The sequence below is a fragment of the Embleya sp. L77 genome (assembly GCF_055557415.1).
This window is the reverse complement of sequence record NZ_CM145710.1, coordinates 1,150,234-1,173,929: the sequence shown is the minus strand read 5'-3', so window position 1 is coordinate 1,173,929 and position 23,696 is coordinate 1,150,234. Positions and strand designations below refer to the sequence as shown.

The 23,696-nt window shown below is 72.6% G+C and carries 19 protein-coding genes; 8 read left to right on the top strand and 11 right to left on the bottom strand.

Annotation, left to right across the window (positions count from 1 at the left end; translation table 11 throughout):
• Positions 1-12: 12 nt before the first annotated feature.
• The 5 genes from cutA to ACZOOI_RS35170 form a co-directional block, all read right to left on the bottom strand.
• Complete coding sequence (gene cutA, locus ACZOOI_RS35190) at positions 13-2,442, bottom strand: aerobic carbon-monoxide dehydrogenase large subunit (RefSeq protein ID WP_465283623.1); 2,430 nt, start codon at positions 2,440-2,442, stop codon at positions 13-15.
• Positions 2,439-3,020 carry a (2Fe-2S)-binding protein gene (locus tag ACZOOI_RS35185; protein ID WP_465283622.1) on the bottom strand — a complete coding sequence of 194 codons (582 nt, stop codon included), beginning with the start codon at positions 3,018-3,020 and terminating at the stop codon, positions 2,439-2,441. The genes cutA and ACZOOI_RS35185 overlap by 4 nt, the downstream gene beginning before the upstream one ends.
• On the bottom strand, positions 3,017-3,940 hold the full coding sequence (locus ACZOOI_RS35180) for an FAD binding domain-containing protein (protein ID WP_396006295.1): 924 nt from the start codon (positions 3,938-3,940) through the stop codon (positions 3,017-3,019). Before ACZOOI_RS35180 ends, ACZOOI_RS35185 begins: the two co-directional genes overlap by 4 nt.
• Before the next feature lie 56 nt (positions 3,941-3,996).
• Positions 3,997-5,469, bottom strand: coding sequence for a uracil-xanthine permease family protein (locus ACZOOI_RS35175; protein WP_465283621.1), 1,473 nt, complete (start codon positions 5,467-5,469; stop codon positions 3,997-3,999).
• Positions 5,470-5,728: 259 nt separating this feature from the next.
• A complete protein-coding gene (locus tag ACZOOI_RS35170; RefSeq protein ID WP_465283620.1) occupies positions 5,729-7,381 on the bottom strand; it encodes a PucR family transcriptional regulator in 1,653 nt (550 codons plus the stop codon).
• Between the two features lie 368 nt (positions 7,382-7,749).
• On the opposite strand from ACZOOI_RS35170, the gene ACZOOI_RS35165 reads away from it, so the two are divergent.
• From ACZOOI_RS35165 to ACZOOI_RS35155, 3 genes are read left to right on the top strand one after another with little or no spacing between them, the layout of a single operon-like run.
• Positions 7,750-8,637, top strand: coding sequence for an oxamate carbamoyltransferase subunit AllH family protein (locus ACZOOI_RS35165; RefSeq protein WP_465283619.1), 888 nt, complete (start codon positions 7,750-7,752; stop codon positions 8,635-8,637).
• Positions 8,621-10,099 (top strand): FdrA family protein, encoded by a 1,479-nt coding sequence (locus ACZOOI_RS35160; protein ID WP_465283618.1) that lies wholly within the window; start codon positions 8,621-8,623, stop codon positions 10,097-10,099. The genes ACZOOI_RS35165 and ACZOOI_RS35160 overlap by 17 nt, the downstream gene beginning before the upstream one ends.
• The gene (locus ACZOOI_RS35155; RefSeq protein WP_391583852.1) at positions 10,096-11,517 is read left to right on the top strand and encodes a YlbE family protein; all 1,422 of its coding nucleotides are present in this window, start codon (positions 10,096-10,098) and stop codon (positions 11,515-11,517) included. The genes ACZOOI_RS35160 and ACZOOI_RS35155 overlap by 4 nt, the downstream gene beginning before the upstream one ends.
• 340 nt (positions 11,518-11,857) lie before the next feature.
• Here the strand turns inward: ACZOOI_RS35155 and ACZOOI_RS35150 are convergent, their stop codons facing one another.
• Genes ACZOOI_RS35150 through ACZOOI_RS35140 form a run of 3 tightly spaced genes read right to left on the bottom strand, consistent with a single transcriptional unit; the run spans position 11,858 to position 15,044 of the window.
• The gene (locus tag ACZOOI_RS35150; protein WP_465283617.1) at positions 11,858-12,967 is read right to left on the bottom strand and encodes an XdhC family protein; all 1,110 of its coding nucleotides are present in this window, start codon (positions 12,965-12,967) and stop codon (positions 11,858-11,860) included.
• 6 nt (positions 12,968-12,973) lie between these two features.
• Positions 12,974-14,140 (bottom strand): vWA domain-containing protein, encoded by a 1,167-nt coding sequence (locus ACZOOI_RS35145; RefSeq protein WP_465283616.1) that lies wholly within the window; start codon positions 14,138-14,140, stop codon positions 12,974-12,976.
• A 1-nt stretch (position 14,141) separates the two neighbouring features.
• On the bottom strand, positions 14,142-15,044 hold the full coding sequence (locus ACZOOI_RS35140) for an AAA family ATPase (RefSeq protein WP_465283615.1): 903 nt from the start codon (positions 15,042-15,044) through the stop codon (positions 14,142-14,144).
• Positions 15,045-15,305: 261 nt separating this feature from the next.
• Here ACZOOI_RS35140 and ACZOOI_RS35135 point away from each other — a divergent pair, with 261 nt between their 5' ends.
• The gene (locus tag ACZOOI_RS35135; protein WP_465283614.1) at positions 15,306-16,580 is read left to right on the top strand and encodes a sensor histidine kinase; all 1,275 of its coding nucleotides are present in this window, start codon (positions 15,306-15,308) and stop codon (positions 16,578-16,580) included.
• Between the two features lie 36 nt (positions 16,581-16,616).
• Entirely contained in the window at positions 16,617-17,291 is a 675-nt protein-coding gene (locus tag ACZOOI_RS35130) for a response regulator (protein WP_396006304.1), read from the top strand.
• Between the two features lie 31 nt (positions 17,292-17,322).
• Here the strand turns inward: ACZOOI_RS35130 and ACZOOI_RS35125 are convergent, their stop codons facing one another.
• Positions 17,323-18,087: a nucleotidyl transferase AbiEii/AbiGii toxin family protein gene (locus ACZOOI_RS35125; RefSeq protein ID WP_465283613.1), complete on the bottom strand. Its 765-nt coding sequence runs from the start codon at positions 18,085-18,087 to the stop codon at positions 17,323-17,325.
• Positions 18,088-18,427: 340 nt separating this feature from the next.
• Positions 18,428-19,747 (bottom strand): FUSC family protein, encoded by a 1,320-nt coding sequence (locus tag ACZOOI_RS35120; RefSeq protein WP_465283612.1) that lies wholly within the window; start codon positions 19,745-19,747, stop codon positions 18,428-18,430.
• A gap of 162 nt (positions 19,748-19,909) precedes the next feature.
• On the opposite strand from ACZOOI_RS35120, the gene ACZOOI_RS35115 reads away from it, so the two are divergent.
• A complete protein-coding gene (locus ACZOOI_RS35115; protein ID WP_465283611.1) occupies positions 19,910-20,389 on the top strand; it encodes an RrF2 family transcriptional regulator in 480 nt (159 codons plus the stop codon).
• 125 nt (positions 20,390-20,514) lie between these two features.
• Positions 20,515-21,768, top strand: coding sequence for an MFS transporter (locus tag ACZOOI_RS35110; RefSeq protein ID WP_465283610.1), 1,254 nt, complete (start codon positions 20,515-20,517; stop codon positions 21,766-21,768).
• 85 nt (positions 21,769-21,853) lie between these two features.
• Here ACZOOI_RS35110 and ACZOOI_RS35105 read toward each other — a convergent pair whose 3' ends face one another.
• On the bottom strand, positions 21,854-23,029 hold the full coding sequence (locus ACZOOI_RS35105; protein WP_465283609.1) for a serine hydrolase domain-containing protein: 1,176 nt from the start codon (positions 23,027-23,029) through the stop codon (positions 21,854-21,856).
• 340 nt (positions 23,030-23,369) lie between these two features.
• Between ACZOOI_RS35105 and ACZOOI_RS35100 the strand changes: the two genes are divergently transcribed.
• Complete coding sequence (locus ACZOOI_RS35100) at positions 23,370-23,654, top strand: hypothetical protein (protein WP_465283608.1); 285 nt, start codon at positions 23,370-23,372, stop codon at positions 23,652-23,654.
• Positions 23,655-23,696: the final 42 nt, after the last annotated feature.

Below are 23,696 nucleotides of genomic sequence, written 5' to 3'. Positions count from 1 at the left end.
GCGACGTGCTCCTTAACGGTGGGTGCCGGCGGCATGGTCGGCGCCCCGGCGCAGCGCCGGGATCTCGCCGGCGGCGAACCGCTTGCGCAGGTGGAAGAGTTCGGACGGCTGGATCGGCATCCGCACGATCGGGAAGCCCTCGGCGTCCTCGATCGCGGAGGCGAACACGGCCGCCGCGGGGATCACGCCCGCCTCGCCGGCGCCCTTGATGCCGAGCGGGTTGAGCGGGGAGGGGGTCTCCAGGTGGTCGATCTCGATTTTGGGAATCTCGCTGGCGTACGGCATCAGGAAGTCCATGAACGAGGCGTTGACCAACTGGCCGTGCTCGTCGTACTCCATGCGCTCGTACAGCGCGCCGCCGACGCCCTGGGCGACGCCGCCGTGCACCTGGCCCTCGACGATCATCGGGTTGATCAGGTGTCCGCAGTCGTGCACGACGCAGTAGCGCAGGATGCGGATCTCGGCGGTGTCGGGATCGGTCTCCACGATCACCGCGTGCATCCCGTTGGCGAAGGTGGCGGTCGGCGGCGAGTAGTAGTCGCGGCCCTCCAGACCGGGTTCGTCGTCCTCGGCGACCGGCGGCTTGGAGAAGTCGGCGGCGCCGGTGAGCTGGGTGGCCGCCTGGGAGGCCTCGTCGAAGGCGTAGCGCAGCGGGTTGGACAACACCGCGACCGTGCCGAGCGCGACCGAGGAGCCGGGGCTGCCCTTGACCCGCACGTGACCGTCGACGATCTCCAGGTCGCGCGGGTCGGCCTCCAATGCCTCGCCGGCGATCCGCAGCGCCTTGGCCTTGACGTTGCGTGCGGCCAGGGCGATGGCGTTGCCGCTCATCACCGCCGCCCGTGAGGCGAAGGTGCCGACGGCGTACGGGAATCGGCGGGTGTCGCCGGTGGTCACCGTGACGTCTTCGAGCGGTACGCCCAATTCGTCGGCGACGATCTGGGCGAACACCGTCTGGTGGCCCTGGCCCTGGCTGGTCAGGCCGGTGGCGACGTTGACCTTGCCGGTGGTCTCGATCTGGACGTGGCCGCCCTCGTACGGGCCCACGCCGGTGCCCTCGACGTAGCACGCGACGCCGATGCCGACCCGGCGACCCTCGGCGCGTGCCTGCGCCCGGTAGGTCTCGAACTCGTCCCAGCCGACCAGCTTCTTGAGCGCGTCCAGCGAGGCGGGGAAGTCGCCCGAGTCGTAGATCAGCGGGCGGCCGTCCTGGAAGAGCAGGCCGTGGTCGTACGGCATCTCCTCGGGCTTGATGAAGTTGACCGCGCGCACCTCGGTGCGGTCCTTGCCCAGGTGGTCGGCGATCGCGTCCATCGCGCGCTCCATCGCGAACACGCCCTGCGGGCGGCCGGCGCCGCGGTAGGGGGTGACTATCACCGTGTTGGTGTAGAGGCTGCGGAAGTCCACCCGGTAGGCGCCGGGCTTGTACGGGCCGAGCAACTGGGTGGAGGTGATGATCGGGACGATGATCCCGTACGGCGTGTACGCGCCGTTGTCGTGCAGGATCTCCACGTCCAGGCCCAGCAGTCGGCCGTCGTCGTCGAAACCGACCCGCACGGTCTGCAACTGGCCGCGCTCGTGGGCGGCGGAGATGAAGTGCTCGCGGCGGTCCTCGGTCCACTTGACCTCGTGGTCGAGCAGCCGGGCCGCCCACGGGATCAGGATCTCCTCGGGCCACGGGTGCACGATCTTGACGCCGAAGCCGCCGCCGACGTCGGGGGTCACGCACTCGACCCGGTCCAGCGGCAGGTCCAGCTTGGCCGCGACGGCCGCGCGCACGCCGGTGGAGGTCTGCGTGGAGGTGTACACGCGCAGGCTCGCGTCGGCCGCGTCCCAGCGGGCGTAGACGCCGCGGCCCTCCATCGGCATGCACGCGCTGCGCTCGATGTCGAGCTTCAGCTCCAGCCGGTTGGGCGCGGCGGCGATCGCCGCGGGCGCGTCGCCGACCTCCTGGACCAGGTGCGCGGCGCAGTTGCCGGGAACGTCGTCGTGGACGAGGCGGTCGGCGCGGTACGCGTTCTCGATGCCGACCACCGGCGGCAGCGGTTCGTACTCGACGGTGATCCGCTCGCAGGCGTCCTCGGCCAGGTAGCGGTCCCGGGCGACGACCATCACGACGGCCTCGCCGACGTGGTTGACGAACTCCTTGGCCAGCGGGTAGGCGGTGCGGCCGTGGGTGAGCGCGGGGTGCGGGATGAGCAGCGGGAGCGGTTCGGCGACCCGGCCGGACAGGTCCTCGTAGGTGTAGATCGCGACCAGGCCGTCGACGTCGAGTGCGCCGGTGACGTCGATCCCGGTGACCCGGGCCCGGGCGTGCGGGCTGCGTACGAACGCGGCCTCGTAGGCGCCCTCGCCCAGGTCGTCGAGGTAGCGGCCGTTGCCGACCAGCAGGCGCAGGTCCTCGGTGCGTTGTACGGGTGCGCCGAACATCTTGGTGGTCATCGGGCGTCCCCTTCGGCCTGCTCGCCGGCCGGCACGTCGGTCTGCGTGTCGGACTGCGTGTCGGACTGCTCGGCCCGGCGTTCGTTGGTGATCTCGGCGGCGCGCAGCACCGACTTCACGATGTTCTGGTACCCGGTACAACGACACAGGTTGCCGGAGATGGCCTCGCGGGCCTCCTCCTCGGTGGGCGTCGGGTTCTCCTCCAGGAACGCGGAGACCACGGTCAGGAAGCCGGGTGTGCAGAATCCGCACTGGAGGCCGTGGCACTCGCGGAAGGCCTGCTGCACCGGGTGCATGGTGCCGTCGGCGTCGGCCAGTCCCTCGACCGTGGTGATCTCGTGGCCCTGCGCGCTGACGGCGAACATCAGGCAGCCGCGCATCGGCTTGCCGTCGACCTGGATCGTGCATGCGCCGCACACGCCGTGCTCGCAGCCCACATGCGTGCCGGTCAACCCCAGATCGTGGCGCAGGCAGTCGGAGAGCAGGCGGCGCGGGGTGACGGTGGCGGTGTGCAGGACGCCGTTCACGCTCAGCCGGATGTCGAGGCGTTGCTCGGTGGGGATCTGCGTCTCGGTCATCGGGCGCTCCGCTCGTCGGTGCCGGTGCTGCTCGGTGCGGTGGGGTTCGGGTCGGTCGACGCCGCGCGTTCGGTGGCGGTGCGCAGGGCGCGGACGGTGAGTACGCCGGCCAGCTGGGCGCGGTATTCGGCGGTGGCGTGGATGTCCGGTTCGGGCTCCAGGCTGGAGGACGCGAGCGTCGCGGCGTCGGTCCAGTCGGCGGTGTCCGCGGTGCGGCCGATCAGCGCGTCGGTCAGGTCGAGCACGAGCGGGACGGGGGAGAGCGAGAGGTAGGCGGCGCGGGCCGAGACGATCCGCAGATCGTCGTCGACGGTGACCGCCGCCGCGACGCCGCACATCGCGTAGTCGCCGTGCCGGCGGGCGATTTCCACGAACTCGGTGCCGGTGCGGCCGGGCAGGCGCGGGAAGTGGGCGGCCACGGCCAGTTCACCGGCCTCGATGCACGACTCCAGCGGGCCGAGGAAGAAGTCCTCGGCGGCGACGGTGCGGGTCGCGCCCTTGCGGGCCAGCGTCATCGAGCCGCCGAGCAGGGCCAGTACGGCGGTCATCTCGCCGGAGGGGTCGGCGTGCGCGAGGCTGCCCACCGTGGTGCCGCGGTTGCGGATCACCGGGTGGGCGACCAGGCGCAGGCCCTGGCGCAGCAGGGGCACGACCGCGTGTGCGGCCTCGTCCGCCTCGACCTCGGCGTGCCGGGCGAGCGCGCCCACCGCGACGCCGCCGGGGTCGGTGCGGACGTAGGAGAGTTCGGCGAGCCCGTTGATGTCGACCAGGTGGGCCGGGGCGGCGAGTCTCATGTTGAGCATCGGGATCAGACTCTGGCCGCCGGCGAGGACCTTTCCGTCGTGGCCGACCGCGTCGAGTGCGTCGAGCGCCTCGGCGAGATCGGTCGGTGCGTGATATCGGAATGCCGGCGGCTTCACGGTGTCGTCTCCTCCTGATGTTCGCGTGCGGTGGTGCGCGTCGGGTGGGTCGGCCGTCAGCTCGGCGGCGACGTCTTCGTCGGCGGAGCGGCGGTCGAGCCGGCCGACGACCGGTCCGCGGCCCGGTGTTCCTCCACGGTGCCCAGGGACAGCGCGGTGCCGCCCTCGAGTTCGACGTCGGCGGGGGACTTGGGGTCGCGCATGTGTGCGGGGGCCAGGGCGTGCAGGACGTGGTAGATCACCAGGGTGACTATCGTGCCCAGCGCGATGCCCTCGATGGTGAAGTCGTCGTTGAACTTGATCGCGACGCCGCCGATGCCGATCACGACGCCGGCCGCGACCGGGACCAGGTTGATCGGGTTGGCGAAGTCGACCCTGTTCTCGATCCAGATCTTGGCGCCGAGCAGGCCGATCATGCCGTAGAGCACGACGGTGATCCCGCCGAGCACGCCACCGGGGGTGGCCGCGATCAGTGCGCCGAACTTGGGACACAGGCCGAACAGCACGGCGACCACGGCGGCCACGTAGTAGGCGGCGGTGGAGTAGACCCGGGTGGCGGCCATGACGCCGATGTTCTCGGCGTAGGTGGTGGTGGGCGAGCCGCCGACCGCGCTGGCCATCATGGTGCCCAGGCCGTCCGCGGTGATCGCCTTGCCCAGGCTGCCGTCCAGGTCGGCGCCGGTCATCTCGGAGACCGCCTTGACGTGGCCGGCGTTCTCCGCGATCAGCGCGATCACGGCGGGCAGCGCGACCAGGATCGCCGAGGTCTTGAAGTCCGGGGCGTGCGTGGAGGGCAGCCCGAACCAGTCGGCGGAGGTGACGCCGGAGAAGTCGACCCGGTCGTGCGCGAATTCCTTGCCGTCGTGCTGACCGGGCTGGACCGAGGTGATCTGCCCGAAGCCCTTGTCGAACAGCCACGACATCGCGTAGCCGAAGACCAGGCCGAGGAAGATCGCGATCCGGGACCAGAAACCGCGCAACAGCACGGTCATCGCGATCACGGCGGTCATCGTCAGGATGGCGATCCACTGGTCCTGCGGCCAGTACACCTCGGCCACCACGGGCGCCAGGTTGAAGCCGATCAGCAGCACCACGGCGCCGGTGACCACCGGCGGCAGCGCCTTGTTGACGAGTTCGGCGCCGAGCAGGTGGATCAGCAGACCGGCGAGCGCGAGCACGGCGCCGGCGATCAGGATCGATCCGGTCACGGTCGCGCTGGATCCGCCGGAGGCGCGGATGGTGGCGACCGCGCCGACGAACGCGGCGCTGGTGCCCAGGTAGCTGGGGATCTTGCCCTGCACGATGAGCAGGAAGACCACCGTGGCCAGACCCGACATCATGATCGCCAGGTTCGGGTCCAGGCCCATGACCACCGGGAATACGAATGTCGCGCCGAACATCGCGACGATGTGCTGTGCGCCCAGACCGATGGTCCGACCCCACGAGAGCCGTTCGTCGGGGCGTACGACCTCACCCGGAGGTGGGGTACTGCCGTCCCCGTAGAGCTTCCATCCCAAGCCGAGTGCCATGTTCAGCCGCCTTCCAGGCGTAGGGGGGTGCGAGGACGATTCGCTGTCGCACGACCCGGCACGGTGAGCGCGATCCGGTGGTGTTCGCCGTTCTCGCCACGAGGTTGGGGGAAGGTTATGGACGGGTCGGACACTGCGGCTTGGGTGATAGCTGACAGAGCCGGCCAGGCGGTGTTGTGGAATTCACCCAAGGTTTGTTGCCTTCGTGTGTCGGCGTATGGATGAACAACCAAGGGTCTCTCCGTACGTGCGCGTCACGCTACAGCCCGCGCATGCGGCGCACCTGGAGCGCCAGCATGATGTTGAGCCGCAGATGCGAATCGGTGGTGAAGGCGCCGAGCAGCCGTTCCAGTTTGCCGATCCGGTAGCGCAGCGTGTTGTAGTGGAAATGCAGGATGCGGGCCGTCTCGGCCACGTTGAGATTGGTGTCGAGCAGCACCTCCAGGGTGGTGCGCAGATCGGTGGTCTCCTCGTCCTCGCGACTCGCCAGTTCCCCGAGCGTCTCGCGCATGAAACTGGTCAGTTCGGCGGAGTCGGGGACCAGGCTGAGCAGGCGGTACACGCCCAGGCTGTCGAAGTCGGCGATGCCGCCCGGGCCGTGCATCTGCCGGCCGACCTTGGCCGCGCGGCGGGCCTGTTCGTAGGCTTCGGGCAGCAGTGCCGGGTCGGTGACCACGCGGCTGACCCCGGTGGAGAACGAGCGGCGTCCGCCGCCGCCGTCGCCGGAGACCTGGGCGACCATGTGCCGGACCAGTTCGCCGGGCGGGGTGCGCTCGGAGGCGCCCATCACCACCACGACCTCCTGGCTGTAGCCGACCACGGCCGCACGCGGATCGCGTTCGCGCACGACGATGCCCCACGCGGTGGCGAAGCGTTCGTGTGCGGGCCGCAGGTCGTCGCTCTCCGGGTCGGGGCCCTCGCCGGGTTCGAGCTGCGCGACCACCACGGTCAACGGACGGTCGATCGCCCAACCCAGCGACGCGCAGTGCCGTACGGTGTGCGCCGGGTCGCCGGCCCGGCCGGCCAGCAGGTCGCGCATGAAGTCGCCCTGGTACTTGCTCTCCACCGCGGCGACCGCGAGTTCCTTGGTGATCACCAGCGCCGCGGTGGCGGCGGCGCGTTCCAACACCTGGATGTCGCTCTCGTCGAGCGTGCGTCCGGCGGAGATCAGTACGACCCGGCCGTGGTCGAGGGCGCCGGCCAGGATCGGCACCAGGGCCACCCCCGCGGCCGGTTCCTCCAGGGCCCGCGCACCGTGCTTGAAGCGCTCGACCCGGAACCGGCCCGTGGCGTCGAACACGCCGCGCCCGGACCCCTTGCCGACAGCCTCCGAGGCGGAGGAGGCCAGCAGTCGGCCGTCGGGCGTGGTGACCATGACGGTGCCGCCGAGCAGCCGGCTGAGCTCGTCGGTGATCGCCTCCAGGCCGCCGCCCGCGAGCACCACGCTCACCAGCGCGCGGTGCGCCTCCTCGGAGCGGGCCAGCACCGCGGCCTGCCGGTTGAGGATGTCGGTGAGCACCTGGTTGAGGATGTCGTCGAAGGCGACGTCGTCGGGCAGCCGGATGATCGGCAGGCCCACCCGGTCGGCGGCGTCCAGCATGTCGGCGGGCAACTCGTCCAGGTAGCGGCCCAACTTGATGCCCACCGCGGCGAGCCGGCGCGATTCCAGCTCGGTGACCAGGTCACACAACGACTGCGGGGTCTCGCGCAGCGGGTAGCCGGTGGTCAGCAGGAGTTCGTGCGGCTTGGTCCAGGGCAGGATGTCCGGGACCTCCATCACGTTGAGCCGCTGCACGACGCGGTCCAGTCCGCGCTCGCCGGCCATCAGCCGGGCGCCGGACAGGCTGGAGAGGCTCAGCACGTCGCGGACCGAGACGCCGCGAACGAGCGTGCCGGTACTCGCGGTTCGCACGCCCCCGGGGCTCCCACCAGGACTTGGCAAATTACGCGAATTAAGTGCGTCAAGGTTGGCAACTTGCTCCATTCGAGGACCATAGCCATTGGATTACGTTCACAACAGACATAGAGCCGGTCCGATTCAAGTCGTTCGGGTGAGCGGCCGCACCGCCGCTCACCCGACCCCGGGGCCGCGACCACACCGCGTTCACCATCGGCGCGCACCGCTTCGTTCCGTATCGCCTCGGTTCCGCACCGCTTCGTTTCCGTCGCTTCGATTCCGCACCGTTCCCGGGAGGCACCATCGTGGTACACCCGGGAGCACACGGCGATCCATCGCCGACGGCGACGGTGACGCCGACGGCTGTGCCGGGCTCGGCGTCGGTGCGCATCCGTGCCGCACTGGAGCGGCCGGCGCGACCCGCCCGGGTGCTCGGCGTCTTCCCGGCCGCGATCTACCTGGCCGATCCGGACGGCACCGTGCTCGCGCTGTGCACCCACGACGCGGTCCGGCTGCCCAACGCCCTCGTGCTCGCCGCCCGCACCGCGGCCTCCCCCTTCCCCGCACTGGCCGGCCGCACCGACGCCCGAATCGGCGACGGAGGGGTGCGCCTGGGGGCGCTGGGCGTGACCGCGGTCCGCTGGTGGACCCCGCCGCGCCCGCCCGCACCGGGCGATACCGACACCCGCCGGGCCGGCCGCGCCGCGCTGCGCACCGCACTGGCGCCGGTACGCACCGGCCTGTCCGACCGGGCCCGAACCGACCTGGCCGACCTGGGGCGGTACGCGGCGACCGACCCCGAGCGGGCCGGCGCCGCCGCGCTGCGCCTGATCGGCCTGGGCCCGGGCCTGACCCCCAGTGGCGACGACGCGCTGTGCGGCTTCCTGCTCGCGCGGCGCCTGCTGGACCCCGAACCCACCGGCGCCCGGCACGCGGACGCCCTCGGGGCGCGCGTCGCGGCGCACGCCCCCGGCCGCACCACCGACCTGTCCGCCGCCCTGCTCGGCCACGCCGCCCGCGGCGACGGCTGCGCGCAACTGGTCGACCTGATCGGCGCGGTCGGCCGCGGCACCGACGTACTTCCTCGCCTGCACCACCTGCTGACGGTGGGACACACCTCCGGCGCGGACCTCGCCCACGGCGTCCTGGCCGGGGCCGAGGCGGCCGACGCAGGCGCCGTACCAGCCGTGGCCGCAGCCCCGATCGGGCTCGGCGACGGAACCGAACTCCCGTACCCCGAAGGAAGGAGCGCCCGTGAGCAGCGCGCTTGAGCTGCGCCGCGGAACATACCGAGACTCGGTCAGCCTGATGCAGGTGAGCCGATCGGTATCCGCGGTGGACGGGGTGACCAAGGCGCTCGTCGCCATGGCGACGGAACTCAACGTCGGCCTCTTGGCGGGCATGGGCTTCGACACCCCCGACGGCGCCGGACCCAACGACCTGATCGTGGCGATCCGGGCCGACGACGAGGACGCGCTGCGGCGTGCCCGCGAGGTGCTCGAAGAGGCCCTCGTGTTGTCCACCGGCGGCGGCACCGGGATCGGCTCCGCCGCCGGAGTCCCGCCGCGCACGATCCGCACCGCCGCGGGCGCCGTGCCCGGCGCGAGCCTGGCCCTGATCTCGGTGCCCGGGCCGCACGCGTTCGCCGAGGCGATGGACGCCCTCGAAGCCGACCTGGACGTGCTGATCTTCAGCGACAACGTGCCCGTCGAGCAGGAGATCCGACTCAAGGACCTCGGCCGCGAACGCGGACTCCTGGTGATGGGCCCCGACTGCGGCACCGCGCTGGTCGGCGGGGTCGGCCTCGGCTTCGCCAACTCGGTGCGTCCGGGCCCGATCGGCATCGTGGCCGCCTCCGGCACCGGCTCGCAGGAACTGATGTGCCTGCTGCACGCGGCCGGCAGCGGCGTCAGCCACTGCCTGGGCGTGGGCGGACGCGACCTGAGCGAGGCGGTCGGCGCCCGCTCGACCCGCCAGGCGCTGGCGATGCTGGACGCGGACCCGGCCACCGAGCTGATCGTGGTGGTCTCCAAGCCGCCGGCCGACTCGGTCGCGGCCGAGGTCGAGCGCTACGCCGCGACGCTGACCACCCCGGTGCAACTGGCCTTCCTCGGCCAGGGCCGCGAAGACCTGACCGCCGCCGCGACCAAGGCACTGGCCGCGATCGGCCACGCCGGCGTCCAGGACCGGGTCTGGCGACCCGAGCCCGCGGCCCCCGCCCGCACCGGCGCGCTGCGCGGGCTGTTCTGCGGCGGCACGCTGTGCGACGAGGCGATGATCATCGCCGCCGACCGGCTCGGGCCGATCGCGTCCAACATCCCGCTGCGCGCCGACTGGGCGCTGCCCGCGGATCTGCACACTGCCGGGCACCTGATGATCGACTTCGGCGACGACGGGCTGACCGCGGGTCGCCCGCACCCGATGATCGACCCCAGTCTGCGCCTGGAGCGACTCGCCGAGGAACTGGCCGACCCGGCCTGCGCCGTCGTACTCCTGGACGTCGTGCTCGGCCACGGCGCACACCCGGACCCGGCCGCCGACCTGGCCGAGGTGCTGCGCGCGGCCGGCCCGAACGCGCCCACCGTACTGATCTCGCTGTGCGGCACCGACCTGGACCCGCAGGACCTGGAGGCCCAGGCCCGCACGCTGACCGCCGCCGGCGCCGAGGTCCACCTGTCCAATGCCGAGGCCGCCCGGCGCGCCGTGGCGATCGTAGAAGGGCTCGACGCGTGAGTGCTCCCAACCCCCGAGGCAGCGCGCTGCTGACCCGCGACCCGTCGGTGGTGACCGTCGGCGCCGAACTGCTCGCCGACGCGCTGGCCGCCCAGGCCGTACCGGTGACCGCCGTCGACTGGCGCCCGCCGCTGCCCGGCACCGCCGACGCGCTGGCCACGGTGCTTGCCGACGCGCGCCGCGAGGCGGCCAACAAGGTCGCGATCGAGCGGGTCCTGGCGTCCACGCCGCACCTGGTGGACGTCAAGCCCGCGAGCGAGGCACTGGGCCTGACGGCCGGTCAGTTCCGGCACGCCGGACCGCCGATCGACTGGGCCCGGGCGTCGGGTCCGATGCGCGGCGCGCTGATCGGCGCGGTGCTCTTCGAGGGCCTGGCCGACTCGCCCGAGGCGGCGGAGAAGTTCCTCGCCGAGGGCCACGCCGAGCTGGACTCGTGCCATCACCACCACGCGGTGGGGCCGATGGCGGGCGTGGTCAGCCCGTCGATGTGGATGTTCGAGCTGGAGGACACCACCCACGGCACCCGCGCGTGGTGCTCGCTCAACGAGGGCCTGGGCAAGGTGCTGCGCTACGGCGCGTACGGGACCGAGGTGATCGACCGGCTGCGCTGGATGTCGGCGGTGCTGGGCCCGCTGCTGCGCACCGCGGTGCGTGCGGGCGAGCCGATCGACATCCGGGCGATCATCGCGCAGATGTTGCAGATGGGCGACGAGGGCCACAACCGCAACCGCGCGGGCACCCTGATGCTGCTGCGCGAACTGCTGCCGAACATGATCGACAGCGGCGCGCCGACCTCGGACATCGCCGAGGCCGCCCGCTTCGTCGGCGGCAACGACCACTTCTTCCTGAACCTGGACATGCCCGCCTGCAAGCTGGCGATGGACGCCGGCCGCGACGTGCCCGGCTCCTCGCTCGTGGTGGCGATGGCCCGCAACGGCACCGACTTCGGCATCCAGGTCTCCGGCACCGGCGACCGCTGGTACACCGGCCCCGCCGAGGTCCCGGACGGCCTGTACCTGGGCGCCTACGGCCCGGACGACGCCAACCCGGACATCGGCGACTCGGCGATCACCGAGACCGCCGGCATCGGCGGCTTCGCGATGGCCGCGGCGCCGGCGATCGTGCGGTTCATCGGCGGCGAGGTGGACGACGCGCTGGCCGCGACCCGGCGGATGTACGAGATCACCCTCGCGGAGAACCCGGCCTACCAGATCCCGGTGCTGGACTTCCGCGGCACACCGACCGGGATCGACGTGACCAAGGTGGTCCGGACCGGCATCCTGCCGCAGATCAACACCGGCATCGCCGGCAAGGTCGCGGGCACCGGCCAGGTCGGCGCGGGTCTGGTCACCCCGCCGGCGGACTGCTTCGTCGCCGCGATCGAGGCACTGGCCGAGGCGGCCCCGCCGATCGGCTGAGGCATACGACGGAAGGAGCCCGCCACGCGATTCGCGCGGCGGGCTCCTTCGTGCGTGGCGCTCCGCTTCGGGTGTGGTGTTCTGCCTGAGGTGCCCAGTGGTGTGCCTGAGGTGCTCGGTCGTGTGGTGCCCGGCCTGTGGTGCCCGGCCTGAGGTGCTCGGTCGTGTGGTGCCCGGCCTGTGGTGCTCGGTCGTGCGGTGCCCGGCCTGCTCGGTCGGGTGGATGCCGGACTTCGCTGCTCGGCCGTGTGCTGCTCGCCCACGTGGTGCCCGGCCGGTGTTCCTCGGCCGTGTGGTGCTCGGCCCGGCCGCCCGGCCCGCGGTGCTGCGCCGCGTGGGTTCAGCGGTGGATGCGGCCGTCGGTGAGCGACAGCGGGCGGGCGGAGCCGCCGTGCCGGGCCTGGATGATCTCGGCCAGTACCGCGATCGCGGTCTCCTGCGGTGTGCGTGCGCCCAGGTCCAGGCCGATCGGGGAGTGCAGCAGCGTCAGCTCGGCCTCGGTCACGCCCGCCTCGCGCAGCCGGACCAGCCGGTCCGCGTGCGCACGTCGACTGCCCATCGCGCCGACGTAGGCGACCGGCAGCCGCAGTGCCCGGACCAGCACCGGCACGTCGAACTTGGGATCGTGGGTGAGCACGCACACCGCCGTACGCCCGTCCACCCGGGTGCCCGCGAGATAGCGGTCGGGCCAGTCCACCACCAGCTCGTCGACGTCCGGAAAACGCTCCGCCGTCGCGAACACCGGGCGCGCGTCGCACACGGTCACCCGGAATCCGGCCAACGCGCCCATCCGGGCCATCGCCACCGCGTAGTCGTTGGAGCCGAACACCAGCAGGCGCGGGCGCGGCACGTACGAGCGCACGAAGACGATCTCGTCCTGCCGCACGCCCAGCGCCTCGACCGGGACCAGCGCCTCGCCGTCGGCGCGGACCAGGGTGGTCCGGTCGGCCGCGAGCAGCTCGCGCAGCGCGAGCACGACCGGGCCGCTCTCCTCGTCGCCGGCCGCCTCCCGGTCCGCGCCGACCACCACCCGGGTGCCGAGCCGATCCGCGTCGGGCGTGGCGACCACGGTGGCCACCGCGAGCGGCCGACCCTCGCGCAGCGCGGCGATCAGCTCGGGGAACTCCGGATACCGCACCGGGTCGACCGGCTCGACGTACACCTCCAGCGTGCCGCCGCAGGTCAGACCCACCATCAGCGCGTCGTCGTCGCTGATGCCGTAGGCGGCGGTGCGCGGCCGCCCCTGCGCCATGACCTCCAGCGCCAACTCGTACACCGCGCCCTCGACGCACCCGCCCGACACGCTGCCCAGCGCCACACCGTCGGCGGACACCGCCATCACCGCGCCCGCGTCGCGCGGGGCGCTGCGCAGCGTGGACACCACCGTGGCCAGCGCGAAGGTGCGCCCGTCCCGATACCACGTCTCCAGTCGGTCGAGCAGTTCACGCATCGTCGTTCACCCGGTCCGTCGCTCGTCGACCAGCAGTGCACACAATTCCTCCAGCGCCGCCAGGCTGTGCCCGGCGACAAAGTCGTCAACGTACGGCAGAGCCGCGGCCATACCGCCCGCAAGGGGTTGATACCCCTCCCGGGCCCGGTGCGGATTCACCCAGATCACCCGATGGGCGAGCCGATGCAGCCGGGCCATGCCCACCGCGAGCCGGTCCGGGTCGCCGCGCTCCCACCCGTCGGAGGCGATCACCACCACCGCGCCGCGGGCCACGCCGCGTCGGCCCCAGCCCGCCAGGAACGCGTGCAGCTGATCGCCGAGCCGGGTGCCGCCGCTGAAGTCGGGCACCACGGCGGACGCGGCGGCCAGCGCCCGATCCGGGTCGGTGTGGCCCAGCTCGCGGCTGATCCGGGTCAGCCGGGTACCGATGGTGAACACCTCGGTACCGCGGCGCCGACGAACCGCGGCATGGCCCAACCGCAGCAGCGCGTCCGCGTACGGTGCCATCGAGCCGCTGACGTCGAGCAGCAGCACCAGCCGGCGCGGCCGCACGACCCGCTCGGTGTGCCGCAGCCGGTCCACCTCGCCGGTTCGCAGCGCCGCGCGCACCGTGCGGGTGCGGTCGATCCGGCCGTGTCGGGCCGGCCGCCGACGCCGGGTGCGGCGCATCGGCGCGGCCGGGCGCAGCAGCGCGAGCAGGCGGCGCAGTTCGGCGCGCCCGGCCGGATCCAGCGCGGCGATGTCGCGCCGGCGCAGGACCTCGGTGCGGTCGGCCGCCGCGACCCGGGGTTCGGGCTCGGATTCGCCGGACTCCGGGGCCTGCTCGATGCCCGGCAGGCCGACCGCGCGCTCGATGTCCACGGCGGGCCTACGGCGGCCCGGCGGCGGTTGTTCGCAGCCGAAGTACGCGGTGAACGCGGCGTCGTAGCGGGCCAGTTCCTGCGGGCCCGAGCACAGCGCGAGCCGACCCGCCCAGTACGTGCCCGCCCGCCCGTCGGCGCCCAGCTCGGCCGCGGCGGTCAGGAAGACCTGCACCCGCCCGGGGTCGGCCGCGACACCGGCGGCCCGGACCGTGCGGGCGAAGGCGACCAGGGTCTCCACCCCGTCGCGGCGCGTCGGCGCGGCCGCGGCGGCACGCACCGTGGCGGCGTCGAGCGGGCGGGGCCCGGCCATCTCAGTCGCCCGCCGCGAGCAGCCGGCCGAGCCCGGCCGTGTGGATGGCGTCCAGGTCCTCGCGATGCTTGAGCACCGTGCCCAGGGTGCGTGCCGCGCTGTCCGGGTCCAGGTCGCGCACGCCCAGCACGAGCAGTGCACAGGCCCAGTCCAGCGTCTCGGACACACCGGGCGGCTTGACCAGGTCGGTCGCGCGCAGCCGGCCGACGGCGCGGACCACGTCCTCGGCCAGTCGGGCGCTCACCTCGGGCAGCCGGCGGCGCACGATCGCCACCTCGTGCGCGTGGTCGGGGTGGTCGAGCCAGTGGTAGAGGCAGCGCCGCTTGAGCGCGTCGTGCAGTTCGCGGGTGCGGTTGGACGTCAACACCACCAGCGGCGGCACCTTCGCGGCGATCCGGCCCAGTTCGGGCACGGTCACCGCGAAATCGGACAGTACCTCCAGGAGGAACGCGTCGAACTCGTCGTCGGCCCGATCCACCTCGTCCACGAGCAGCACCGCCGGTGCCGCCTCGATCGCCCGCAGCACCGGCCGGGCGATCAGGTAGCGCCGGTCGTACAGCCCGGCCTCCAGGGTCGCGGCATCGGTCTCGCCCGCCGCGCCGGCCGCCCGCAGGTGCAACATCTGACGCGGGAAGTCCCAGTCGTACAGCGCCTGCGAGGCATCCAGGCCCTCGTAGCACTGGAGCCGGAACAGCGGTACGCGAAACGCGTCCGACAGGGCCTGGGCGAGTGCGGTCTTGCCCACCCCGGGTTCGCCCTCCACCAGCAGCGGCCGGCCCATCCGCAGCGCGAGCCAGGCGGCGGTGCCGATGCCGTCCCCGGCCAGGTAGTCCACACCGTCCAGCCGGGCGACCACAGCCTCGGGCCCGTCGACGTCCTCGCCGTCCCACCACGCCTCCGCCACGGCACACCTTTCGACACGCGTACGGCCCGGCCCGTCCGGGACGGGCGATCGGTGTTCAGTACATGCTGTGCAGGCCGCGTCCACGACGGCAACATCTGCCAAAGCATGGCGCGATCCCTGCACAACCGTGCCGGGGCGGTCCGGTCGGCGCCGGATGTGTCCGGCGACGTCCGGGTCCGTCGCCGTCTACAACCAGCGCGGTAGACGCAAGTGGACCGTGGGTTTGACGACCGACCCTCGATTGCGGGCTACGCTGCGCCGATGCGGGCGCGAACGCTGTGGAGTAGGCAGGCCTTCATCCTTCCGCCGATCGTGGTGGACGCGATCCTGGCGTTGTCCTACATCGTGGTCAGCCTGCTGCTGGCCCGCGAGGATCCCACCGGAAACTGGCGCAGGACCGACACGTGTGGCTTCGTGCTGATCGTGGTGATCAACCTGCCGCTGATCCTGCGCCGACGTGCTCCGATCCCGGTCCTGCTGGTCGTGCTCACCCTCCAGGTCTGGTACATCGCCCTGGGCTACTGGCCGGTGGTGAACTCCCTCGGCACGCTGATGGCGATCTACACCGTCGCCGCGCACCGTCCCGTCCGGGTCCTGCTCTGGTGCGTGCCGGCGGTGAGCGCGACCTGGCTGTACGCCGGACTGGCCGCGGACGGCGGCTCGATGGCCACCGTCGTCGCCCAGGCCCTGGTCATCCCGCCGGGGATCTGCTGGTTCGGCATCGCGGCCCGGCGGCTGGGCGAACGCAACGCGCAGTACGCGGTGTTGACGGCCCGGCTGGCCCGCGAGCAGGAGGCTCGGGCCCGGCGCGCGGTGACCGACGAACGGGTGCGCATCGCCCGCGAGTTGCACGACGTGGTCGCCCACCACGTGTCGGTGATCTCGGTGCAGGCGGGCCTGGCGGAGTATGTGCTCACCTCCGATCCGCCCACCGCAGAGGCGGCGTTGCGCACGATCGGCGAGACCACGCGCGAGACGCTGGACGAGATGCGCCGGATGTTGATGCTGCTGCGGGCGGACGGCGAGGAGACGAACCCGGAGGATGCGCCGCCGGACGCCGCGCGCGGGCGGACCGCCGACGATCGGCTGGATCCGGCGCCGGGTCTGGCCCGGTTGCACGAGGTGGTGCGCCGGATCCGGGCGGCGGGAGTCGACGTGCGACGCCGGACGGTGGGCATCGAGCGCCCGTTGTCGCCGGGCATCGAGTTGTGCGCGTACCGGATCGTCCAGGAGGCCCTGACCAACGTGCTCAAGCACGCCCGAACCGCCCGGGTGGACCTTTTGGTGGACTATGGGCCACACCACTTGCGCATCACCGTGACCGACGACGGCGGCGAGGGGCCGATAGTCGCACCGCACGGGTCGGATCCGGGCACAATCGGTGGGGTGGCGGCGCACGGGTTGATCGGCATGTCCGAGCGCGCCAAGCTCTACGGCGGGACGCTCGTTGCGGGACGGCGACCCGAAGGGGGATTCGAGGTCGTCCTCGTCCTGCCGATCCCGGCCGAGCCCGTCGGGAGCGCGGGGGACGTCTAGGCCGCCTCGTACCGACGTGACGGAAGGAACGACGGGGTGACCAAGGTATTGGTGGTCGACGACCAGGTCTTGATCCGGGCGGGACTGGCCGCGTTGTTACGCGCGGCCCCGGGGATCGAGGTGGTCGGGGAGGCATCCGACGGGGCCGAGGCCGTCGACATGGCCGCCAAGTTGCGGCCCGAGTTGATCCTGATGGACATCCGGATGCCCGGGGTGAGCGGCGTGGTCGCCACCGAACGCATCCTGGCCGCCGCCGAGGGCACACCGCCCCGGATCGTGGTGCTGACCACGTTCGATCTGGACGAGTACGTCTATGCCGCGCTGCGGGCCGGCGCGTCCGGGTTCCTGCTCAAGGAGATCGGCCCGCAGCGGTTGCTGGCCGCGATCGATGCGGTGATGGCCGGCGACATGCTCTTCGCGCCCAGTGTCACCCGGCGGCTGATCGAGACCTACGTCTCCTTCGCCGACGCCGCCGGCGGTGGCGACGTGCCGCCCGACCTGGAGGCGTTGACCGGACGGGAGTTGGAGGTGCTGCGCCTGGTCGGCAGGGGCATGGCCAACAACGAGATCGCCGGCACGCTGGTGGTCACCGAGTCGACGGTCAAGACGCACTTCAACCGCGCGCTGGCCAAGCTGAACCTCTCCAGCCGGGCCCAGGCGGTGGTGTTGGCCTACGAGACCGGCCTGGTCACACCCGGCGGCCGGCGCTGATCGACGGACATGGCGGCTGCGACGGCCCGGGTCACCCGGGTCCGTCGCCGGACGGTCGCTCCGTCGGGGCCGCCGGCCCCGCGAACTCCGCCAACGCCGCGAGCTTGGCGAGCACCTTCGGGTCGAGCGCGGCGGCGATCGGGCGGCTGTGCCGGGCGGAGAGCTCGGTGAATCGCTCCTGGAACCAGGCGCGGACGGCGGCGACGCGCGCGGCCGGCGCGCCGAACCGGCTGAACTCGACCTCCTCGCGCTCGGTGACGTGCTTGAACGCGGTCAGGAAGTCCTCGGCACGCAGCTCCGGATCGTGCGCCAGGGCCAGGTCGATCAGCCGGTCGGGGTCGTAGCGGTCGGCGAGCGCGAAGACGTCGAAGGCGTCCCGCACTTGCGAGCGCAGGACCAGGGTGACCAGCTTGGCCGCGGCGAGGTCGTCGGGATGCAGCACCGAAACGCCGGCCACGACGACGGGCTCGTGGGTGCGGGGCGCGACGTGCAGGGTGAGCGGCGTGCCGCGCCCGGCCCCGGCGGGCCGCACGTTCATCCGCACGAACGCCTTGCCGGTGGCCCTGCCGTCGACGGAGACGCGGCACCCCCGCTCGGTCAGGGCCGCGGCGATCGCGGTGCGGGCGGCGGTGAGCCTCCCGGCGTCGCGGGCGGCGAGGGCGAAGTCGACGCCGTCGCCGTCCCGGTCCGACAGGCCGTGCCGGCGCAGGCCCCGGACGCCGGCCAAGGCGAGGCCGAACGGCTCGCCGGCTGCCGCGACGGTGTGGATGAGCTGTTCTTCGGGGCTGTGCCGCACGGTGTCCGGTCCTTGGCTTCGGGGCTTCACAGGTTACGTGTGCCCCTGCGGCCCGGGCCGGCGCGGCGTCCGGATGCGACTACTCCGGGGGGTGACCCGTTCCGTTCGGCTACCGCGCCGGTTGCAGCCACCCCTCCACCCGGGACGGGATGCCTCCGCGGAGCCGGGCTGCTTGGCTGGACCCACGGCGGTTCGCCGGGCCTGCCCCGGACACCCGGCCCCCGCCGCTCGGCATGAGCTCGTACACGGGGGTGAGCTCAGGCCGGGCCCAGGGGTGGCCGGTGCGGGGCTCGCGCACCGGCCGGCCTGCCGTACCCGGCCGCCCGGGCGCCGGGATCCGTCACCTGCGCCGGCGCAGCGTGTGTCGGTGCAGCCGGCGCGGGACCCGCAGCAGCCGGTCGGTGGGCGCCACCGCCCGGCGGATGCGCTCGCGCACCGCCGGGCCGGGCCGGACGACCGCGGCCCGCAGTCGGCGCTCCGCGGCGAGCCGCCGGCGGCGCTCGTCGATCCGCTGCGCCAGGTCGCCCGGGGTGCCCGCGGGTCGGGTCTCGTCGATGAGCTTGTCGACCGCGGTCAGCAGGGTGCCGTACAACTCCCAGCGGTCCGGGTTCTCGATCGAGTCGGCGAGCAGAATCGCCTCGGTCCGCGAGCGGTCCGCGTCCGCCTCGGCCAGCCGGTCGCGCAGCCTGTCCTCGGCCCGGGCGGAGTCCTCCGGGAGATCCTGGCCGTGCAGCACCACCAGGTGGCTGTACGCGGCGAACAGCGCGGCCAGCGAGCGGAACAGGCTGCGCAGCGACTGCACGGTGGCCAACGGGATCTCGGCGTAGGCCGGTTCGCCCCGCTCGCCCCGCGCATACAGGCCACCCAGCGCCCGGCACGCCATGCGCAGCGCCACCGCGCTGATCTCGGCGGTGTCCAGACCGCTGCGCAGCGCGAGCACCCGCACCGTGGCCCGCCGGCCGCGCGGGTTGAACCGGGTGCCCTCCTCGGCGGTGGACAGCGTCGCGTCCACCCGCACGATGTCCCGGTCGATCCGGCGGGCCTCCTCCAGCCAGCCGTGCGCCCGGTCGTGGCCGAGGTCGTCGTCGAGTTCCCCGGCCATGGTGTCCAGGAGCCGGATCAGCGCGTCGAAGGCGGACAACACCGCCTCGTTCGCGGGCCGCACGTGCACGGGCGGTGCCAACACCAGGGAGAACACCATGCCGACGGCCGCGCCGATCAGGGTCTCCGCAACCCGGTCCCACGCGGTGTCCGCGACCTGGCTGACGCCGAGCACGATCATCGCGCTGATCGCCACCTCGTTGATCGAGTCGCCGAGCCGGATCAGGTGCCCCAGACCGAGCGAGGCCAACAGCAGCAGGGTCAGACTCCACCAGTTGAGCCCGACGGCCTCGCTGAACAGCACCGCGATCAGGACCCCCGAGACCACGCTGGCCACCCGCTGGGCGCCGGTGGTGAAGGTCGCGTACGAGGTGACCTGGACGACCAGGAGCGCGGTGAGCGGGGCCAGGATCGGCTGTGGATCGGCGCCGGCCAGCAACAGCGCGGCGACGTACGAGGTCACCGCCGCCACGGTGGTGCGCAGGACCTGGGCGATCAGTGAGGTCTCGCTCTCCTTGACCCTGGACAGCGCCGCGGCGAGATCGACTTCCGACGGCATGCGGCTCCTTTCTTCTCTCCCCGGACTCCGGTGGGCCTCGGAGCTCTCGGGTGGCCCTCGGGACCCTCGGGCGGGCACATCTCCCACGTATGCCCTGTTCGCGTCTCGCACACCACGCGCTTGGCGATCACCCAGGAAATCGGGACGTGTAATATCCCGACCATGCACATGGGCGAGGGCGTGGAGTGGGGACTGCACTGCTGTCTGGTGCTGGCCTGGCTGGAGGCGGAGGGGCCGGTCTCGACGGCGACGCTCGCCACGTGGTTCGAACTGCCTCCCGCCTATCTCAAAAAGCGACTCCAGGCGTTGGTGCGGGCCGGGATCCTGACCTCCAGCGCCGGTGCGCGCGGCGGCTTCCTGCTGGCCCGCCGACCCGAGGCGATCACCCTGCTGGACGTGGTGGTGGCGGTCGAGGGTCCGGACGACCTGTTCCGCTGCACCGAGATCCGGCAGCGCGGCGACGGGATCGACCCGGCGGCGGCCGAGTTCCGGGTCGCATGCGGGGTGAGCACGCTGATGCGCCAGGCCGAACTCGTCTACCGACGTGAACTCGCCGGGCGCACACTCGCCGACGCCCTCGCGGCGGCCTCGCCGACGGCGGCGGAGCGGGCCCGGCGCAGATATGCCCGAATGGCCGGCTGAGCCGGTCGCGTCGGATCTTCCGCAACTCCACGACCCCCTTGTCTTCTCTTCTCTCTGTCTCTCCTCGCAGGAGCTGAATCGGGACATTGCATGTCCCGTTCATTCATCACATCAGGAGGCGAACCATGTCCGAGACCTCGACGACCCGCCCGCCCGGGACGCCGACACCGGCGCGGGCGCCGGACTCGACCTCGGCCCCGGCCGAACCGGGTTCCCGTGGGCTCGTTTCGATCCTCGTGCTCGCGCTCGGCACCTTCGCCGTCGGTACGGACGCGTTCGTCGTGGCCGGCTTCCTGCCCGAGATGGCCGGTTCGCTGCACGTGTCGGAGAACGCGGCCGGGCAGTCGGTGACCGTCTTCGCGGTGGCGTACGCGGTGGCCGCGCCGATCCTGGCCACGCTCACCGCGCGGCTGCCCCGCCGCGGCCTGCTGGTCGGCGCCCTGTTGGTGCTGGCGGTGGCCAACCTCGGCTCGGCACTCGCGCCCGACCTGCCGGTGCTGATCCTCACGCGGGTGTGCGCCGCCGTCGGCGCGGCGGCGTTCACCCCGAACGCGGGAGCGGTCGGCGCCGCCCTGGTCCGTCCCGAACTGCGCGGCCGGGCGCTGGCCGTGGTGATCGGCGGGCTCACCGCGGCCAGCGCCCTGGGGGTGCCGTCGGGCACCGCTCTCGGCCGGCTGACCGACTGGCGGATCGCCCTGGCCGGCGTCGCCGGGCTGTGCCTGCTGATCGCCGTCGCGGTCCGCGTGATCATGCCCGCGCTGCCGGGCGCCGAACGGGTGCCGCTGCGGGCGCGGCTCGCGGTGCTGCGTCGGCCCGGGGTGCTGACGGTGCTGCCGCTGACCGTGCTGGGCATGACCGCCGCGTACACCGCCTACGCCTACAGCGTGCCCGCCCTGGCCGCGGTCGGGGTGACCGGTTCGGCGGTCGCGTGGATGCTGGTTCTGTACGGCGCGGGCGCGGTGCTGGGCAACCTGGGCTCCGGGCAGGTCACCGATCGCCGCGGCCCGCTGCCGGTGTTGGCGGTGATCTATCCGGTGATGGCCGTGGCGCAGGCCGTCCTGGTCGTCCTGGCCGGCCCGGCGGCAGGCGATCCGCCGGCGGCCCTGGTCGGCGTGTTGGTGTTCGGGTGGGGCGCCGCCTCGTGGGCGCAGACTCCCCCACAGCAGCACCGGCTGATCGAGGCGGCACCCCAGGAGGTGCCGTTGGTGGTGTCGCTGAACGCGTCCGCGATATACCTGGGCATCGCGCTGGGCACCGCGATCGGTGGGACGGTGCTGACCCGCGGTGCCGCCACGATGTACCTCGCGGGCGCCGGGATCGCGGTGGTGGCCTGGTTGTTCCTGCTCGGCACGACGCGGCGCGGGGCCGGTCGAGGGTGACCGCGGCCCGCCGCCGGGCCGGTTAAGGGACCGTCCGGCCGAGTGCGTCCGCGCACCCGGCCGGACGGCCCCCCTCACATACGGTTCAGCGACACAGGGCCGTGTTCACGACGGTGTCGACACGCTCCCTGGCTGCCTCGCCGGACAGTTGCATGGTCACCGCGACGTTGACGGCGCGGCCGTCGTCGGTGGCTCCGCCCCGGGTCTCGTAGCCCGGGAAGCTGCCGCCGTGGCCCCAGTAGAGGCGGCCGTCCGCGCACGGCAGCGGCTTGCTCACGAGCCCCAGTCCGTAGCGGGCACCGGGACCGAAGGTGGCTTCGGCGGGAACGGTGGTGCGCATCTGGGCGAGTTGGGCCGGCGGGAGGAGTCGGCCGGCCAGGAGCGCGGTGTAGAACCGGTTGAGGTCGGAGTTGGTGGAGATCAGCTGACCTGCCGCCCAGCCCCAGGACGGGTCGATCTCCGTGATGTCGCGCAGCGGCGCGCCGGGCGCATCGCGGTAGTAGCCCTTGGGGTGGGGCTCTCGGATCGTGGCATCACCGGGGGCGGGGAAGTAGGTGTGCCGCAGCCCGATGCGCTTGATGATGCGTCGGTCCATCTCCTGGGCGAGGGGCCGGCCGGTGACCTTCTCGACGATCAGGCCGGCCAGTACGTAGTTCGTGTTGCTGTACGCCCACTTCTTCCCGGGGGCGAAGTCGGCTTTGTACCGGAGGGCGATGTCGACGAGTTCGCGGGGCGCGAAGTATCGGACCTCCTCGCCGAGATGGTCGCTGTAGTTGGGCAGACCGCTGGTCTGCTGCAGCAGTTGACGGACGGTGATGTTGCGTCCGTCGATGTCCTCCCCGCGGACCAGATCCGGGAGATAGGTGTCGACCTTGGCATCGAGGTCGATCCGGCCTTCGCCGACCAGTTGCAGCACGACCACCGCGGTGAACGCCTTGGTGTTGCTGCCGATCCGCACCTGACCGTCCTCGGGCACCTTCGCGCCGGTGGCGGCGTCGCCCACTCCCGCGGTGTAGGTACGGGTGTGGCCGGCACGGTCCCGGACACTCGCCAGCCCGGCGGGCAGGTCGTCGGAGCGCACCAGCGCGCTCAGGCTCTGCCGGACGCTGTCCGGCCTGCCGCCGGCGGACGCCGAGGGCGGTACCAGGACCCCCATCGCGATCACGCCGACTGCCATCGCGGCGGCGACCGGCGCAACCTTGCGCCGACCGTCCTGCGCCTGCCCGGAAGAACGAAACCTCTGCCATGCCTGCTGTCGCACGAGCCGAACTCCTACGGAATCTCTGGGGGACCAGCGGGATTTGCCGGCCCCAGCATCTCCGGATGCGACCGCCCGGGACGAGCGTGCCACCCGGCCACTCCCGGTAGTGCTAACCCCCCCGGTACGGTCGGCCGGTGTACGTCCGTCATCGCCCCGGTTCGGTGCGATCGCTGTGTGTGCCGCCGGGCGGCAGTGTCACGGTGTCGCCCCCACAGGTCCTCGGGCACTGCTGCCCGGACCCGGGACTCGTGCGCACGGCCCGGTTGCGTGGCTGGTGCGACGCGCCAGGATGGAAGTGGTGCCATCCCACTGGTGACATCGGCACACCTGGAGGACCGTCATGGCCATTTTGATGCAGGTCGATCTGACGGGGGTCGACACGGAGAAGTACGACAAGCTCTCCGCGCGGGTGCAGTCCGGCGAGATTCCGGCGACGGGATGCCTGGCTCATGTGGCGATCGCGACGGGCGACGGCGTACGCGTCATCGACCTGTGGGAGTCGCAGGCGGCGATGGAGGCGTTCACCGCCCGCCTGATGCCGGTGGCCGAGGAACTGGGTTTCCCGCCGAGTCCGACTCCGCCGCTGATCGACGAGGTGTACGGCTACTGGGTCCCCGAGACGTAGCGGAACCGGGTTCCCGGCAGGCAGACCTCCAGCGGTCCCGAG